The organism is Georgenia thermotolerans, from assembly GCF_009193185.1.
GTDB lineage: Bacteria > Actinomycetota > Actinomycetes > Actinomycetales > Actinomycetaceae > Georgenia > Georgenia thermotolerans.
In genome coordinates this window covers 116,896-133,469 of record NZ_VUKF01000002.1, presented here as the reverse complement: position 1 = coordinate 133,469, position 16,574 = coordinate 116,896, and the positions used below count along the sequence as shown (strand labels likewise).

Genomic DNA, 16,574 nt, shown 5'->3' with positions numbered 1-16,574 from the left:
CAGAACCCGGCCGGGGTGCTTGGATCGAGGGGTGATCGACACCGCTGGATACATCGCCGACCTCGCCGACTTCATCACCGCCGCCCCGTCCTCCTACCACGCGGCCGCCGAGGTGGCCCGGCGCCTGGACGCCGCCGGGTTCACCGAGCTGGGCGAGGCCGAGCCGTGGTCGGGCGCCGGGCGCCACTACGTCCTCCGGGACGGCGCGGTCATCGCCTGGGTGAAGGCCGAGGGAGCCACCGCGGTCACGCCGTTCCGCATCCTCGGCGCGCACACCGACTCCCCCGGGTTCAAGCTCAAGCCGCGCCCGACGATCGCCGCCCACGGGTGGCTCCAGGCCGGCGTCGAGGTCTACGGCGGGCCGCTGCTGAACTCCTGGCTCGACCGGGAGCTCGAGCTGGCCGGGCGGCTGGTCACCCGCGACGGCGCCGAGCACCTGGTGCGGACCGGGCCGTACCTGCGCATCCCCCAGCTGGCGATCCACCTGGACCGTTCCGTCAACGAGGGGCTGAAGCTCGACAAGCAGCGCCACACGGTGCCGGTGTTCGGCATCGGCTCGGTCGGCGACGTCCTCGACCGGCTGGCGGGCGCGGCCGGGGTCCGGGCCGCCGACGTCGTCGGCTACGACGTGCTGACCGCCGACACGCAGGCGCCGCGCCGCTTCGGGCAGGACGAGGAGCTGTTCGCGGCCGGACGCATGGACAACCTCTCCTCGGTGCACGCCGGGCTCACCGCGCTGCTCGCCGCCCCGCAGGACGCCGGCCACATCAGCGTGCTCGCCGCGTTCGACCACGAGGAGCTCGGCTCGGAGTCCCGCTCCGGTGCCAGCGGGCCGTTCCTGGACGACGTGCTCACACGCCTGTCGGCCGGCTCGACCGACGAGCGGCTGCGGGCCTACGCGGGCTCGTGGTGCGTCTCGGCCGACGCCGGGCACGGCGTCCACCCGAACTACCCCGAGCGGCACGACCCGGCCAACACGCCCATGCTGGGCGCCGGCCCGCTGCTGAAGATCAACGCCAACCAGCGCTACACCACCGACGCGCACGGCGCGGCCCTGTGGGCGCGGGTGAGCGAGCAGGCCGGAGTGCCGTGGCAGCCGTTCGTGTCGAACAACGCCATCCCGTGCGGCTCGACGATCGGGCCGCTCACCGCCACCCGCCTGGGCATCCGCACCGTCGACGTGGGCGTGCCGCTGCTGTCGATGCACTCGGCGCGCGAGCTGGCGCACGTCGCGGACCCGGTGGCGCTCGCTGCGGCGGTCGCGGCGTTCTTCGCCGGGGCCTGACCGCCGCCGGTTCAGGCGGCCGGTGACGCCAGCGCGGCCCGGAGCTTCTCGAAGCTCTCCGTCCACCCGCCGCGGTGCAGCTCGAGCCGCTCCGGCGTGGCGAAGGTCCCCTGGGACAGGGTGAGGCGCGTCGCGCTGCCCCGGTCCTCGAGGTCGATGGCGACGACGGTCTCCCGGTCGTCCGGCGTGGGTTCCTCCCACCGGAAGGTGGAGACGAGCCGGCGCGGCGAGTCGACCTCGAGGAACTCGCCCGCGAGATGGAACGGCTCACCGGTGGGCGGCTGCATGGTGAGCCGGTAGGTCCCGCCCGGCCGGAGGTCCAGCGCGATCTCCGGCGTGGTGAACCCCGCCGGGCCCCACCACCGCGCCAGCCCGGCGGGTTCGGTGAGCATGCGGAAGACGGCGTCGCGCGGAGCGTCGAGGACGGTGTCGAGCTCGAGGCGCAGGCCCTGGGTCTCGGTCATGGTGCCTCCCGTCGGCGCTTGGGTAGCCGACGGGAGACACGGTCGCAGGGCCGGTCCCTTGTGTCGAGATCGCGGCCCCCACGAGAACCGGGGTGGGGCGAGCGCTGTCCGCTCGCCCCACCCCGGACCCGGTCGTCAGACCGCGCAGCCCCCGTTGGCGATCTGCCCGTCGATCTGGCCGATCTGGGTCTGCACGTCGCCGAGCTTCTTCTGCAGATCGGTCACGACCGCCTGCTGGGCAGCGATCTTGTCCTTGTTGTTGCCCTTCGCCGTCTGCAGCGTGCGCAGCACGGCCTGGGCGTCGACGACCTGCTTGTCCAGGGCGGTCAGCTGCGACTGGAGGGCCGTGAGCTCGGCCTCCTTGGCGCTGGTCTGGTTGTCGAGGTCGGTCAGCTGGGTCAGCAGGGGGGCGACCTGGCCCTCGAGGCCGAGGATCTCCTTCTCCACCGCCGTGATGCGGGTGTTGAGGCCGGCCATCTCAGTGCTCAGCCCGTCCACGTCCCGGTTCAGGGCGTCCACCGTGGCCTGCTTCTCGCCGGCCAGCTTGGAGGCGGTCCCCAGCGCGGTCTGCGCGTCGGCCAGGTCCTGCCGGGCCTGGCTGAGCCGTGCGGACTGGTCGGCGATCTCCTGGTTCGCCGCGTCCAGCGCCGCCTGGCGCGTCGCCAACGTGGCCTGCAGGTCCTCGAGCGTGGCCTGCTGGGCCGCGATCGCGGCGCGTGCCTGCTCGTCGGCGCTCGCGAGGTCGGGCACCTCGGCCTCGAGGGCCGCGACGCGGGCCTGCTGCTCCTCGACCGCCCGGTTGGCGTCCTCGACGGCCGCGCGGAGGCCCGGGAGGGCCCCCTCGAGGTCGGCGACATGCGCGCCCTGCGTGTCGACAGCCGAGCGCGCGTCGGACGCGGCGGCCTGCAGCCCCGGCAACTGATCCCGGGGGGCCGCGAGCGCCGCGGACGCGTCGGTGACGGCCTGGTTGGCGGCAGCCAGCGCCTGCTGGTCGGTGGCGAGTTGGGTCTGCAGCCGGCTGCTCTCGGCCTGCTTGGCGGTGAGGTCGGCGTTGAGCGCGGCGATCCGGTCCTGGAGCGCCTTGAGGTCGCCGCTGAACCCGGCGATCTCGGCGTTCTTGTTCGTGATCTGGCTGTTGACGGTGGCCAGCAGGCCTTCCTTCTCCGTGATCTGATCCTGGATCTTGCGCTTGTTGCCCACGCCGTTGGCCTTCTCGAGGTCCACCTTCAGGCCAGCGATCTCCCGCTCCAGTGCCGTCTTCTGGTCCTGGAGTGCCCGGAGCTCGTTCTGCGCGGTCGTGAGCTGCGCTTGCTTCGCGTTGATCGCCGTCTGGGTGGTGGCGATCTCGGCCTGGAGCTGGCTGATCTGGCCCGGAAGGGCGGCGAGCTGGGCCTGGGTGGTGGTGACCTTGTCGGCCGCGGCGGAAGCTGCCGCCTCCTTCTCGCTGAGCGTCTTCTGCGCGGCGGCGATCTCGGCCTGCTTGTCGTCCAGCGCCTTCTGCGCCGCGGTCGCGTCCGCCTGGAGCCGCGTCAGCTCGCTGCGCTCGGCGGCGACCTCGGCCACCTTGTCCTCGAGCGCCGTCTGCGCGCTCGCGGCGTCGGCCTGCCGAGCGGCGAGGACGTCCTGTGCCGAGGCGAGCTCGGCCTGCTTGGCGGCCAGGGCCTCGGCGGCGGTGTCGCCGGCGGCCTGGAGCCGCGTGAGCTCGTCCTGGGCGGCGGTGACGTCGGCCTCGGCCTGCGTCACCGCGTCGGCGGCCGCGGCGGCGCGGTCCTGCGCCCCCGCCAGAGCCTGCTCGGCGGCCTGGAGGGCTGCCTGGTGGTCCGCCACCGCCTGCTCGGCCGTCGCGACATCCGCCCGCAGCCCGTCCAGCTCGCTCTGCGCGGCGGCGAGCTCGGCCTGCTTATCGGCGATCTGCGCGTCCAGTGCGCGCTTCTCGTCATTGAGGGACTGGAGGGTGGCGTCGGCACCGTCGAGCTGCGCCTGCAGCCCGGCGAGCTCGTCCTGGGCCGCCTGCCGCTGGGTCGTCAGCGCCGACAGGTCCGCCGTCATCTGCTCCACGGCCTGCTTGGCAGCCGCCTGGCGAGAGGTGAGGTCGGCGAGCTGGGCCTCCGCTGCGGCCTCCTGCTGCTCCAGATCCTGCGTCGCGGCGTCCAGCGCGGCGATCTCCTTCTGAAGGTCGGCGAGCTGCGTCGTCAGGGTGCTCTGCTGGGTCTGCAGCTTCGTCTTCTCGGCCTGGAGGCGGGCGATGACGTCGGCGTTCTGCTTCGCCGCCGCCTTGAGCAGGTTCTGCTGGACGGCGCCGCGGTGAGCGAGCTGGTTCACCACGCCGTTGCAGCTCCCGCCCGCGCCGGCGGGGGGCCCGGCGTACGCCGGGCCACCCAGCGTCAGCAGGCCGAGGGCCAGACCGGGGACCACCACTGTTCCGACAAAGCGACGCCCGGGGGACGGCTTCGCACTGTTCTTCTTCACGTCACTCCTCGACATGCCGGCGCCCCCGACGGACGCCGGGGGCGAGAACCGCCGAGGCGCCCGCCCGCGGGGGTACGGGCGGGCGCAGGAGCGGCCCGCGGGTCTCCCCGTACCGGTGCACGAGGGACTGTTCGCGGCAACAAGCACATCTCAGCGGCCGAAACGGCGGAGAGCGCCCACGGGTGACCGCAGGATGAAACGGACGCACGTCACCCCCGTTCACCCGGGGGTGAGCGGGGGTGAGAGCGGGGAGCGGTTCAGGCGCGGGCGCGCACCTGGATGCGGTCCCCGACCTGCCGCACGTCGTAGGCGAGCACCGGCGCCGTCGCCGGGCCGCGGGCCACCGAGGCGTCGCTCAGGCGGAAGTGGCTGCCGTGAAGCGGGCAGACGACGCAGCCGCCCTCGTCGTCGACGACCTCGCCCTCGTCCAGGGCGCCACCGAGGTGGCTGCACACCGCGCCCATGGCGAAGAGGGCACCGCCGTGGCGGCCGAGCAGCACGGGCTGGCCGGCCGCCTCGGCACGCAGCATGCCGTCCCCGAGGTCCCCGGCGGCGGCGACGTCCTCCCAGTCCTCCGGGGTCGGGGTGCGGTCCGCGTTGCGGTTGACCGCCACGGCCTCGGAGTAGGCGAGGTGGCCGCCGAGGTAGCCCCCGACCGACAGCCCGGCCGAACCGGCCAGGGCGAGCGCGGCGCCGGTCCCGTGACGGCCCCGACGCCGCGCCAGCCAGCTCGCCGCGAAGAACCCGGTGGCGACGACGTTCGCGCCGGCGTGGACGAGGCCCACCCGCTTGGGGCGGTTGTCGGAGCCGAGCTCGGACCAGTCCGCCAGCCCGGCCGCCGCCGTCGGACCCACGAGCAGCACGGCGGCGCCGACCAGGCGCTGGGCGGCGCGCCGGGAGCTCTTCCCGCCGGTGAGGTCGAGGAGCAGCGCGCCGACGTTCATGCCGATCGGCAGGGTCACCAGGAGCGGGTGGAGTGCGTGGCCGAGGAACTTGCCGTGCAGGATGTCCTTGATCTCACCCGGTGGGAGCACCTGGTTCACCGCACCGACGAGGGCGTCCACCGCCGGGTCGAGAGACTCTTCCTGCTCGAGCTTGCCCACGAGTCGCGCAAGTTGCATGACGGCCTCCGGTGCCAGGGATCGGTCGTGGCGGCGAGGCTATCGACCATCCCCCGCCACCGCGCGTCCGGGCCCTTGGGAATGGCGCTGGCCCTCGGCGTGGTGGCTCAGAGGAGGGAGGGCCGCGGCGCGCGTCGGTCGCGGTCAGGCCGTGGGGCCGGGAGCTGCCGGCGCGGCAGCGACGAGGGGCAGCGTGCGCTCCGCGCGCCCGTCGTGGTGGACGACGACGACCTCGTACCCGTCCCGTGCGGCCCACGCGGCCGCCGTCGGGCCTTCCACGAACACGGCCGTGGCGAACACATCGGCCCACAGCAGGGTCGGGCCCGCGACGGTGACGGAGGCGAGGTCGTCGGCGGCGGCGCCGGTCCGCGGGTCCCAGATGTGCGCGCCACGGGCCGCGGTGCCGGAGGTGGCCACGCCGCCGTCGCGCAGGGCGACGACGGCGAGCACCCGGCCGCGGTCGCGGGGGTCCTCGACGCCCACCCGCCACGCCGGCCGGTCCTCGGCCACATGGGCGGCGATGTCGCCGCCGGCGTTGACGTACCAGTCGGCGTCGAGGTCGCGCAGCGGCGCGGCGGCGCGCTCCACCGCCCAGCCCTTGACCAGGCCGGTGGGGTCGATGCGGTGGCCGCCGCCGGGCAGCGGGCGCAGGGCGGTGAAGGCGCCCGCGGTGTGGGTGGTCGCGAGCGCGCACAGCTCGAGCACCTCGGCGACCTCCGGGGCGCACCGGTCGAGCGTGAGCACGCCGTCGGCCAGCCGCGAGACGTCGGAGTCGGGGCGGTAGGTGCTGAGCAGCGTCTCCAGCCGCCGCAGTTCGGTGTAGACGGCGGCGACTGCCACGTCGGCGGCCGGGCCGAGCCCGGGCCCGCGCAGGTGGACGCTGACGGGCATGCCCATGACGGTCTCGTGCCAGGCGCGCCGGTCGAGCCCGACGGGCGCGGGCCTCATCGCAGCCCCGCCTGGTCCAGCGCCGACTGGAGTGACTCGATGTACCCCTCGCTCGTCACCGTGGCGCCGGAGACGGCGTCGATCTGGGAGCTGCCGGCCCGGACGGTCTCCTGTTCGAGGATGGGCACGGCGTAGGCGTTGATCTCCTGGTCGCGCGAGTTCCCGTCGGGCGCCTGGACCGCCTGGGCGTCCACGACCCGCCCGTGCTCGACCGTCACCTCCACCTGCACGACGCCCCACTGGGTGTTCACCTCCGCGCCTGTGTAGGTGCCCGCACCGGCGGACGACGGACCCGCCGACTGCCCGGACGACGGGCCCGCGGACGGCCCGGACGTGGCTCGCGGGGACTGCGAGGAGGCGCCCGGGGCGTCCCCGGCGGAGAGCCCCGAACCGGGCGCCCCGCCCGCCGTCGCCGCCCCGTCGAGGGCGTGGTGCCGCGAGGTCGGGTAGGACAGGAGCAGCACCAGGCCCGTGACGGTCGTGGCACCGGCGAGGACGATCTTGCGCACGGAGTGCTCCTTCACATCGAGAAGCGTTCGCGGTGGATCTGCTCGGCCGGCACACCCGCCCTGAGCGCGGCGGTGCGGGCGGCGTCCATCCACCGGTCGGGACCGCAGAGGTAGACGTCGCGGTCGGCGACGTCCGGGACGAGGCGGAGCAGGGCGGCGGCGTCGTCCCACCGGGCCGCCCAGTCCGGCAGCCACGACGCGCGGTCCGGGACGCGGCGCCCCGGCAGCTCGACGACGGCGGCGCCCCGGCGGGCGGCGATGTCCCGGATCTCCTCGCGCAGGACGAGGTCGGCCTCGCTGCGCGCCCGGTAGATCAGCGTGGCCCGGCCCGGCTCGTACGCCAGGCCCTCCAGGAGCGCCCGCATCGGCGTGATCCCGATGCCGCAGCCGAGGAGGACCACCCCGGGCCGCGTGCGCGCGGCCTCGGTGAGCCGGCCGTAGGGCCCCTCGAAGGCGACCGGGGTGCCCGGACGCAGCCGGGCCATCTGCGCGGTGCCGTCCCCGGCGACCTTGGCCGTCACCCGCAGGCGGTCACCGTGCGGGGCGGCGGAGAGGGACAGCGGGTGTCCGCGGGTGCGGCCGGGCCCGGCGAAGCGCCAGACGAAGTACTGGCCGGCCGCCGCCGGGAGCCGGGACAGGCCGTGGCCGCGCAGGTGCAGGGAGAAGACGCCGGGCCCCTCCCAGACGACCCGCTCGACCACCACCCGGTGCCGGCCGGTGCGCCACAGCGGCAGCGCCACCCGGAACACCAGCACGGCCAGCGCCACGAGCGCCCACGCGGTCCACCAGTAGGCGCTCGCGAGCGGCGCGGTAAGGAAGTCCCGCCCGGTCCACACCATGTGCGGGACGACGAGGAACGCGCCGAGGTAGCCGTAGAGGTGGACGAGGTGCCAGGACTCGTAGCGGCTGCGGCGCCGGGCCGCGCGGACGGAGGTCACCACGACGAGGACCGTGAGGGCGGTGCCCGCCGCGGCGAGCAGCATGCCGGGGTAGGTCCGCACCATGTCCCACGCCGTGGCCCAGGCACCCGTGCGGGCGGAGGTCGCGTACCCCAGCACGGTCAGGACGATGTGGGCGACCAGGAGCCAGAAGGAGGTGAAGCCGACCAGGCGATGGCGCCGCGCCAGCTCGTCCTGGCCGTAGGAGCGCTCGACGAAGGGCACCCGGGCCATGAGCGCGACCTGGACGAGCATGAGGTCGGCGGCGACGAGCCCGGTGAGCCGCCCGGACGTCGTCAGCGCCGCGCCTGTCCCGCCGGTGAGGTCCTGCAGGCCGCCGCCGCGCACCCACAGCGCGACGACGACGAGCATCGAGCCCCAGGCGAGCAGCCCGGCCGCGTCGCGCCACCAGGTCGGCACGCGCCGGGTGGGGCCGGCGGCGCGGGTGCCGGGACGGGCGGGGGCGCTGACGGTGGCCATGGGGACACCGTGCTCCGTTTCGCTGGGAGGGGGCTGGGCTCCCGCTGGGGCGCGCGTGTGAGTCCACGTGCCGCGCGGGGACGCCGCAGGTCAGCGGGACGCCCGCGCCGACGGCCCGGCGATGCGTCGATGTCGTGGGCCCCAAGTCCTGGTCGGGGTGCCCCGGAATGGGTCAGGCTGAGAGCGGGCGCGCACGCGCTCCCCGGCCCGGCCAGGGCCGGCCCAGACGACGAGGGAGTCGCGACATGAAGGCGCTGGTTTACCACGGTCCGGGCGAGAAGGCCTGGGAGGACGTGCCGGACCCGACGATCCAGGCCCCGACGGACATCATCGTGCGGATCGACACCACCACGATCTGCGGCACGGACCTGCACATCCTCAAGGGCGACGTCGCCGCGGTCACCGACGGGCGCATCCTCGGCCACGAGGGCGTGGGCACCGTGACCGAGGTGGGCGACGCCGTCACCACGGTGGCGGTCGGCGACCGGGTGCTGCTGTCGTGCATCAGCGCCTGCGGGCGGTGCTCGTACTGCGCGCAGGGCCTGTACGCCCACTGCCTCGCCGAGGAGGGCGCGAGCGGCATCGGCTGGATCTTCGGCCACCTCATCGACGGCACCCAGGCGGAGTACGTGCGCGTCCCCTTCGCCGACACCTCCGTCTACAAGCTCCCCGAGGGCATCAGCGACGAGGCGGCCGTCATGCTCTCGGACATCCTGCCCACCGGGTTCGAGATCGGGGTGCGCAACGGGGCGGTCAAGCCCGGCGACGTCGTCGCCGTCGTCGGCTCGGGCCCGATCGGCCTGGCCGTGATGATGACCGTGGGGCTCTACGGCGCCTCCCGCGTGATCGCCGTGGACCTCGACGACAACCGGATCGAGCAGGCGAAGTCCTTCGGGGCCACCGACGGGGTCAACAGCGGCCGCGACGGCTGGCAGGAGGACGTCCGCAAGCTCACCGACGACGGGCTGGGCGTCGACGTGGCGGTGGAGGCGGTGGGCATCCCGGCGACGCTGCAGGCGTGCACCGAGCTGATCCGGCCCGGCGGGCACGTGGCGAACGTCGGCGTCCACGGGCACCCGGTGGAGTTGGCGATGCAGGACCTGTGGATCAAGGACGTCACTATCACCACCGGCCTGGTGAGCACCAACACCACGCCGATGCTGCTCAAGCTGGTCGCGCAGCACAAGATCCCGGCGGAGAAGTTCGCGACGCACCACTTCTCCCTGGAGCAGATGCTCGACGCCTACGACACCTTCGGCCGGGCGGCCGAGACCAAGGCCCTGAAGGTCGTCATCTCCCGCTGAGCGGGTTCGCCGCCGGGCGTGGGCCGCTCAGCCGGCCGGCGCCCGGCGGCGGGCGGCGCCGCCTGCCGGCCCGGAGAAGACGGCGGAGACGCCGAGCATGAAGCCGAAGTCGTACCAGTTCCCGTTGTTGCGCACCTCGTAGATGCTCACGTTGTCGTTGAACAGCGAGACGACGAACGTGATCGGGCTGATCAGCCCCTGCCACAGGCCCGACCAGAATCCCGCCTCGCCGGCGCCGGCGACCGGGTTGGGCCCGGCGGCGCACGCGGCCAGCACCAGGACGCCGGCCGCGATGAGCGCCATGCCGACGCGTCTGCGGCTCGGCCGGCGGGGACCCGACGCCGAGGGCGTCGCGGGCTCGGAACGCATGGCGCCTCCTGAGGCTGGCCTCGCCGACGGGGGTCACCGGCGGCGGGCGGACGTGGTCGCAGGGTAGGCCGCGGGGGCGGTGCCGGGGACCGGAACCGTCGCGCCGCTCCCCCGGCCGACCGGGTTCACCTCACCGCCGGGCGGGCCGGGTGCGGCGCGCCCATCGCCACGCCTCGTCGGCGCCCCAGACGAAGACCGGCAGGGGCACCAGCAGGGCCGCCTGCCAGGGCTCCGGGACGGCGGTGCCGAACACCACCTGCAGGGGCGGCAGGAGGACGACGGCGGCGGCGAAGGCGACCTCGAAGGCGATGCCCCACAGCAGCGCCGGGTTGGTGGTCAGGCCGATGCGGCGCAGGGAGGTGTGGGTGGTGCGGGCGGCCATGGCCGTGCCGATCTGGCAGGCGACGATCCCGAGAAAGGTCATGGTGGTGGCCTGTCGCCACACCTCGTGCAGCGGCCCCTGGTCCACCGCGGTGCCGGGCACCCAGCCCCCGTGGGCGAGCGTGATCAGGAACAGCGTCGACACCAGCAGCGCGGAGACCCCGCCGAGCAGCCCCCACGCCCGCGCCAGCATGACGCCGTCGATGACGTTGGCGTGCCGGCGACGGGGCGGACGGTCCATGAGGTCCGGTTCGCCGCGCTCGCGGCCCAGCGCCAGCGCAGGGAGCGTCTCGGTGCCCAGGTCGATGGCGAGGATCTGCATCACCGTCAGGGGAAGGGGGATCTGTCCCCCGGAGAGCGCGTACATGAGGAAGGGCACGACCTCGGGGGTGGCGTGCGCGAAGATGTAGACGATGAACTTCCGGACGTTGTCGTACACCCGACGTCCGGCCTCCACCGCCGTGACGATGGTGGCGAAGTTGTCGTCGGTGAGGACCATGGTGGAGGCCTCGCGCGCCACGTCGGTGCCCGAGCGGCCCATCGCCACGCCGATGTCGGCCCGCCGCAGCGCCGGGGCGTCGTTGACCCCGTCGCCGGTCATCGCCACCACGTACCCCTGGTCCCGCAGCGCGTCGGCGATGCGCAGCTTCGCCTCGGGCGAGCTCCGGGCGAAGATGACCTCCCGGTTCCGGTCGAGGAGCGCGTCGAGCTCGACCTCGGTCATCGCCTCGAGCTCCCGGCCGGTGACGACCGGCACGTCGGGCCCGCCGATGCCCACCTGGGCGGCCACGCCCTGGGCGGTCAGGCCGTGGTCGCCGGTCACCACGATGAGCCGGATGCCGGCGCTGTGGCAGCGGGCGACCGCGTCGCGGACCTCCGGGCGCGGCGGGTCCTGCATGGCCACCAGGCCGAGGAGGGTGAGGTCGGCCTCCACCTGCGCCCGCTCGGCGGTGAGCGGGTCCAGCTCGGGAAGCTCCCGGTCCGCCACCGCGAGCAGGCGCAGGCCCTCGCGGGCCCACGCGTCCACCACCGCGGCGAGCGCCGCGCGGGTGTCCGGCGTCAGCGGAAGGTCCTCGCCGTCGGCGGTGGCAACCCACGTGCACCGGGCGATCACCTCCTCCGGGGCGCCCTTCGTGGCCACGTAGAGTCCGCCGTCCAGTCGGTCCAGGGTGGACATGCGCCGGAGGGTGGGGTCGAAGGGGTACTGACGCACGCGGGCGGTGTGATCGGGCCCGCCGTGTCCGGCCTCGGCCGCAAAGCGCAGCAGCGCCACCTCCGTCGGGTCGCCGGCTCCCCGTCCGGCTCGATCCAGCGTGGCGTTGGTGCATGACACGCTGGCCCGGCACAGCCGGTCCGGAACGGGTGGGGCCACGGCGTCGGAGATTCGCGCGTCGGCGCCGGTGCCGGTGCCGGTGCACCACCGGACCACCCGCATCTGGTTCAGGGTGAGCGTGCCGGTCTTGTCCGTGCAGATGACGCTGGTGGACCCCAGGGTCTCGACGGCGGAGAGCCGCTTGACGACCGCACCGCGCCGGGCCAGGACGCGCACGCCCACCGCGAGCGCGAGGGTGATCGTCGGCAGCAGGCCCTCCGGCACGTTGGCCACCAGCAGGCTGATCGCGAACGTCAGCGTGTCGGCCACGGACAAGCCCGCCAACAGGGTGCCGAGGGGGATGAAGGCCGCGGCCATCCCGACGGCGACCACGGCGATCAGTCGCGCGACCCGGCGGACCTGCTGCTCCAGCGGGCTCGGCTCGTGCCGCACGCGTTGCGAGAGCCCGGCGATGCGCCCGAACTCGGTGCGCATCCCGGTGGCGTAGACGACCGCGAGGGCCTCGCCCGCGACGCACGCCGTCCCGCTGAAGAGCAGGTCTCGGGCCTCGAGCAGCGGGAGCCCACGCGGTCCGGGCGCGGGCGAGCGCAGCACGGGCATGGACTCCCCCGTGAGCGGGGACAGGTCCATCTCGACACTGCCGCTGAGCACGCGGGCGTCGGCCGAGACCCGGTCGCCCTCACCGACGGCGATGACGTCGCCCGGGACGAGCTCGCGCGCGTCGATCACCCGTGTGCGCCCCTCCCGCACCGCTCGGGCGTGGGGTGGGAGGTACTGGGCGAGGGCCTCGACCGCCCGTTCGGCGTGGCGCTCCTGGACGAGCGCGAACACCGCGTTGACGGCCACCACCACGACGATGGCGACGGCGAGCGGCGGGCTCCCGCTCACATAGGCCAGGACCGCGGCCGCCCACAGGAGCAACGCCAGCGGATGGACGAGCTGGTCGAGCAGCTGACCGGGCCAGGTCGGACCGCCGCGCCGGACCAGCTCGTTCGGTCCGACCGCCACCAGCCGACGGGCGGCCTCGCGATCCGAGAGACCGTCACGTCGGCTGCGCAGGTCGCGCAGCAGCCGATCGAGGGCCTCCTCCGGATCTGCGGCGTGGTCGGCCGGCGGCGGCGCGTCGTCCATGGCGCCTCCAGGGACGAGGACGGTTCCTATGATGCGGCGACCGGCCGGGCGGGGACACAAGAACCGTCTCGCCCTCTCGCATCACCCCCGCCTGGCCGGCGCTGGGACAGCCCTCGACGGATCCCGGTCGGTGGCCGCCGCTCAGGCTGCCCTGCCGAGCGACCGCGGTGTCGCCTGTTCTCGCGACGCCCACCGGCCGGTGCGGGCCCTCCGTTGCGCCCTACCAGTTCGCCGGCGGATCACTCGCGGGGAAGGAGTGCCATCCCCACTCCTCCACGATGTCCGCTGCGTGCGCCCCGCCTTGATGCCCGCCAGCCAGGCGAGCGCCGTACCGGCGGCCCTGCTGGAAATGCGGGACCGCGTTGTGCGCATGCGTCGCGGGCAGGCGGGATTCCTCGACCCGTGCTCCCGCGTGAACCGATCTCAGGGAACTCACTCCGTTTCTCGTCGAATGCCGCTCGCCGACTCCACATGACGTCGAGAACCCGGTGTGCCCGGCCAGGGCCGGGCACACCTCGACGATTCTTAGGCGGCGGTGGAATATCCGGCGTTCGCCTTGATCTGCGTGGCGATCTCCTTCAGCGCGGTGCCGGGGTCGGGAGACAGCCTCGAGAACGCATCGGTGCTCCACGCCGCGACGACCTTGGGCCACACCCCGCGGGTCCGCAGGCGCAGCTGTACCGACTCGCCACGCCGACGCAACGACCACACAAGGCCCTCCGGCGCGGCAGGCAGACCGAACTGCTCAGCACTCATTTTTCCCTCCTTGAACCCAAAGTTCCGGCACGTGTCCACTCGCGGCCCACATTCACCGGGATGCTTGCAGCGCCTTTCGGTGGAAAAGTGAGCACGGCCACGCTGCCGGATTGTTTACGATGATGTCCATCGACCATAGGCGATTTCTCGAAAGGCCGCAAGCGTGAGGTGCGATTTTCCTTGGAGTCCGCGGCAATTACCGTTGTCGCAATAAGGGGGCCACATTCTTTCGAGGCGGCTACGACGTATTGCGACAGTGGTCAGTCTCCCGGGCCCCGATCGGGCTCTCGGGCCGAGGAATGCCCCGACCGTGCGCAGCCGGGAAGCGCGACCGCCGGCGTCATCGCCGTCGATGAGCCGCGATGCTCACCGACGGCGGTAGTCCCTCGATCTCGCCGGAAGGCACCGAACGGTGCCCTGGCGAGCGCGCCGGCGGAAGCCCTGACCAGGGCGCCGGCGGACGCCCGACGCGATGGACCAGGAGGGAGCCCCCGGGCGGGACCCCCCCCCAACCGGCCAGGATGAACCGGGCCCGCCGATGCCGGCCCTGACAGAAGCCGGTGAGGACGAAGCCCTGGGACAAGGCCGTCGTTGTCGATATGGCGCCACGATCGGGACGCTCGGCCGACATGGGGCCTGGGCGGCCTCCACCCGCAGCCGATGCACAGCGCTCAGGCGAGCGCCGACGACGGCAGAGGGCGGCGGGTGCGGACGCCCCGCCGCCCTCTGCAGCGCTGTTCAGCGCCTACGAGCGGCCGACCTCCCGTGCCGCCTCGGCCGCCCTCTGGGCGGCCGCCATGACGAACTCGTCGTCCGCAGCGGCGTGCCCGAACCTGGTGCGCCCCGCTCGCGCCTCGATCTTGGCGAGCAGTAGCTGGATCAGGTCGAGGTTCGCCGGGGTCTCCCCGTTGCGCTTCCTCCACCCGTTGCGCTTCCAGTTCGGCGCCCACACCGTCGCGGTCTTCACGAGATACTCGGACGCCGTCCTGATCAGCAGGTTGGCGCCCGCCGGCGACTCGTCCAGCAGATGAACCGTGGCGGTCAGCTCCCCCTCCCGATCCGTCCCGAAGGGCAGCGCACCTGACGCGGGTGTCCAGGTCTCCTGATTCACATACGCCCACCCGGTCGGGCCGGGGTTCGGGTCGGCGACGGCCTGCAGCGCGACCACGACGTCGAAGGTCGTCCCCCCTCCCCGCACGGGCCGCGCCGGGGCCGCGGACCGTCGCGCGGACTGCGCGGGCGTCGTCCGTCGTGAGGTCCGCGCGGGCGCCTCGCTGGCGGCCGGCGGAGCGATGCGCGGCACCAACGGCTCGATGAGGGGCAGGACCTCGGCGGCCCGCCACCGGACGAACGGTCGCCCGAGCGCCGTCACGTCGGGTGCCGCGAGGCCCCGGTCCAACGCGTCATCCGTCGCGTGCCGGCCGGCCTTCAGTCCGGCGGCGACCAGGAGCTCCCCGACTGCCTGGGCGTCGATGCCGAGCCGCTCACCGAGCTCGGCTTGTGTAGACCACTCCTCCACGGGCTTTCCTCCCCCGATGTCGATACGACCACGACCGCCCCGGCGACGCGAGGGAGCCGCCTGCACGAGGCTAGCCGCGGGGACGGGATGCGACGCGACGGCATTCGCCGGGCCGGCTGTCCCGTCCGCCGGGCTGACGGCAGGCCGCCGAAAGGCGGCGGTGCCCCCGGCGGGACTTGAACCCGCGACCGACGAATTATGAGTTCGCTGCTCTGACCAGCTGAGCTACAGGGGCGTGCCGCACTGCGAGAGCGCGACGACGGCGCCGTCCACCCTACCGGGGCGCGCCCGGCTACCGTGGCACCCATGATCTTCCGCCGAGGCCACAGACTGCCGCGCGAGGTGGCGGCGCAGCTCAAGCCGCACGACGCGCTCGCCGTCGCCGAGCTCCAGGACGGGTCCTGGGCCGTGGTGTCGACCGGCGCCCTGCTCGTCGCCGACGCGGCGGGCATCCGTGCCCACCACCCCTGGCACGCCGTCCAGCACGGCAGGTGGGACGGTGAGCTGCGTCGGTTCACCGTCTCCTGGGTCGACGGCGCCCAGCCGCCCCTCGTCCTGACCACGGCCTCGGACGACGTGGAGACCTTCACCGCCGCGGTGCGCGAGCGCGTGCAGTCCTCCGTGGTCCACACCGAGACCGCGGAGACCCCGCACGGCACCTTGCTGCGGGCGCAGATCCGGCGGGGCGAGGACGGCGCGCTGTTCTCCCAGCTCACCGCGCAGGGGCCGCTCCAGGGCGACGAGGACGAACGCCGGGTGATCGACGCCCTCGAGAGCCGGGCGCGCGCCGCTGTGGGACTCCCCACATAACGGCGCAGCGGCCCCCTCGCGGTCAAGAGGGGGTCGGATTGTTTGCTAGAGTCCTATCCGGCGATCCCGCGTAGCTCAATTGGCAGAGCATCCGACTGTTAATCGGACGGTTACTGGTTCGAGTCCAGTCGCGGGAGCCACACGGCCCGGAACCTCCACGGTTCCGGGCCTCTCGCGTTCATGGCTGTCCCATCCGCCGCTAGCGTCGCGCGTCCGCCGGGGCGCCACCGGGCGCCCACCGGGTGCGGCCGCCGGGGCCCCAGTCGGCACGGCCCCCGGGCGCCGACAAGGCTCCTCCCCAGCCGCCGTTCGGCTCCGGAGGATGACCTCGAGGTCGAGAAGTTCCAGGAGCGTCTTCCGCGGCCCGGCAGGTCCGGTGAGTGTGCCCCTAGCCCGGAGGGCACTTGGCAACGAATCGGACAAACGACATACTTATTCATGTGACCTTTCACGCCATCCGCCTGGGCGACGGCGCGCTCGGGATGCTCGAGCTCTCCGACGCCTGGCCCCGTCGCGCCCACCTGTGCGCCGTGTGCGGCACCCACGAGGAGCCGCTGCGCCGGGTCGGGCGGGGCGCCGCCGAGGACGTCGAGGTCCGCCTGTGCCCGTCCTGCGACGACGCCAGCGGGAGCAACTGAGGGTCAACACGCCCCACCGGTCCCGGGCCGCGCCGCGCGACGGCGGCTGACACGCGGGCTGGCTATGGCATCAATCACGCCGCGCTGCGGAATCGCCGGGCCACGGCCGTGGCTGCACT

Annotated in this window: 14 protein-coding genes and 2 tRNA genes; 5 read left to right on the top strand and 11 right to left on the bottom strand. The window is 73.9% G+C overall.

The window, feature by feature from the left end:
* The first annotated feature begins 34 nt into the window (after nucleotides 1–34).
* The gene (locus GD970_RS01675) at nucleotides 35–1,285 is read left to right on the top strand and encodes a M18 family aminopeptidase (RefSeq protein ID WP_152200101.1); all 1,251 of its coding nucleotides are present in this window, start codon (nucleotides 35–37) and stop codon (nucleotides 1,283–1,285) included.
* A gap of 11 nt (nucleotides 1,286–1,296) precedes the next feature.
* On the opposite strand, the gene GD970_RS01670 is transcribed toward GD970_RS01675, so the two are convergent.
* From GD970_RS01670 to GD970_RS01645, 6 genes are all read right to left on the bottom strand, one after another.
* Complete coding sequence (locus GD970_RS01670; protein WP_152199991.1) at nucleotides 1,297–1,749, bottom strand: SRPBCC family protein; 453 nt, start codon at nucleotides 1,747–1,749, stop codon at nucleotides 1,297–1,299.
* 135 nt (nucleotides 1,750–1,884) lie between these two features.
* Nucleotides 1,885–4,218: a coiled-coil domain-containing protein gene (locus tag GD970_RS01665; RefSeq protein WP_152199988.1), complete on the bottom strand. Its 2,334-nt coding sequence runs from the start codon at nucleotides 4,216–4,218 to the stop codon at nucleotides 1,885–1,887.
* 257 nt (nucleotides 4,219–4,475) lie between these two features.
* Nucleotides 4,476–5,339 (bottom strand): DUF2231 domain-containing protein, encoded by an 864-nt coding sequence (locus GD970_RS01660; protein ID WP_152199986.1) that lies wholly within the window; start codon nucleotides 5,337–5,339, stop codon nucleotides 4,476–4,478.
* A gap of 144 nt (nucleotides 5,340–5,483) precedes the next feature.
* Nucleotides 5,484–6,287, bottom strand: coding sequence for an FAD:protein FMN transferase (locus GD970_RS01655; protein WP_152199984.1), 804 nt, complete (start codon nucleotides 6,285–6,287; stop codon nucleotides 5,484–5,486).
* Nucleotides 6,284–6,796, bottom strand: a complete 513-nt coding sequence (locus GD970_RS01650) for an FMN-binding protein (RefSeq protein ID WP_152199982.1) — start codon at nucleotides 6,794–6,796, stop codon at nucleotides 6,284–6,286. Before GD970_RS01650 ends, GD970_RS01655 begins: the two co-directional genes overlap by 4 nt.
* 11 nt (nucleotides 6,797–6,807) lie before the next feature.
* Nucleotides 6,808–8,214 (bottom strand): ferredoxin reductase family protein, encoded by a 1,407-nt coding sequence (locus GD970_RS01645; RefSeq protein ID WP_152199980.1) that lies wholly within the window; start codon nucleotides 8,212–8,214, stop codon nucleotides 6,808–6,810.
* A 245-nt stretch (nucleotides 8,215–8,459) separates the two neighbouring features.
* On the opposite strand from GD970_RS01645, the gene GD970_RS01640 reads away from it, so the two are divergent.
* Nucleotides 8,460–9,518, top strand: coding sequence for a zinc-dependent alcohol dehydrogenase family protein (locus GD970_RS01640; protein WP_152199978.1), 1,059 nt, complete (start codon nucleotides 8,460–8,462; stop codon nucleotides 9,516–9,518).
* A 27-nt stretch (nucleotides 9,519–9,545) separates the two neighbouring features.
* Here the strand turns inward: GD970_RS01640 and GD970_RS01635 are convergent, their stop codons facing one another.
* From GD970_RS01635 to GD970_RS01615, 5 genes are all read right to left on the bottom strand, one after another.
* Nucleotides 9,546–9,821 (bottom strand): hypothetical protein, encoded by a 276-nt coding sequence (locus GD970_RS01635; RefSeq protein WP_152199976.1) that lies wholly within the window; start codon nucleotides 9,819–9,821, stop codon nucleotides 9,546–9,548.
* Between the two features lie 196 nt (nucleotides 9,822–10,017).
* On the bottom strand, nucleotides 10,018–12,732 hold the full coding sequence (locus tag GD970_RS01630) for a cation-translocating P-type ATPase (RefSeq protein WP_152199974.1): 2,715 nt from the start codon (nucleotides 12,730–12,732) through the stop codon (nucleotides 10,018–10,020).
* A 525-nt stretch (nucleotides 12,733–13,257) separates the two neighbouring features.
* Nucleotides 13,258–13,488 carry a hypothetical protein gene (locus GD970_RS01625; protein WP_152199972.1) on the bottom strand — a complete coding sequence of 77 codons (231 nt, stop codon included), beginning with the start codon at nucleotides 13,486–13,488 and terminating at the stop codon, nucleotides 13,258–13,260.
* A 745-nt stretch (nucleotides 13,489–14,233) separates the two neighbouring features.
* Nucleotides 14,234–15,007, bottom strand: coding sequence for an RNase H family protein (locus GD970_RS01620; protein ID WP_152199970.1), 774 nt, complete (start codon nucleotides 15,005–15,007; stop codon nucleotides 14,234–14,236).
* A gap of 161 nt (nucleotides 15,008–15,168) precedes the next feature.
* Nucleotides 15,169–15,242 (bottom strand) — tRNA-Ile (locus GD970_RS01615).
* Between the two features lie 71 nt (nucleotides 15,243–15,313).
* On the opposite strand from GD970_RS01615, the gene GD970_RS01610 reads away from it, so the two are divergent.
* From GD970_RS01610 to GD970_RS01600, 3 genes are all read left to right on the top strand, one after another.
* On the top strand, nucleotides 15,314–15,817 hold the full coding sequence (locus GD970_RS01610) for a hypothetical protein (protein WP_152199968.1): 504 nt from the start codon (nucleotides 15,314–15,316) through the stop codon (nucleotides 15,815–15,817).
* A gap of 64 nt (nucleotides 15,818–15,881) precedes the next feature.
* Nucleotides 15,882–15,957, top strand: a tRNA-Asn gene (locus GD970_RS01605).
* A gap of 300 nt (nucleotides 15,958–16,257) precedes the next feature.
* Entirely contained in the window at nucleotides 16,258–16,455 is a 198-nt protein-coding gene (locus tag GD970_RS01600) for a hypothetical protein (RefSeq protein ID WP_152199966.1), read from the top strand.
* Nucleotides 16,456–16,574: the final 119 nt, after the last annotated feature.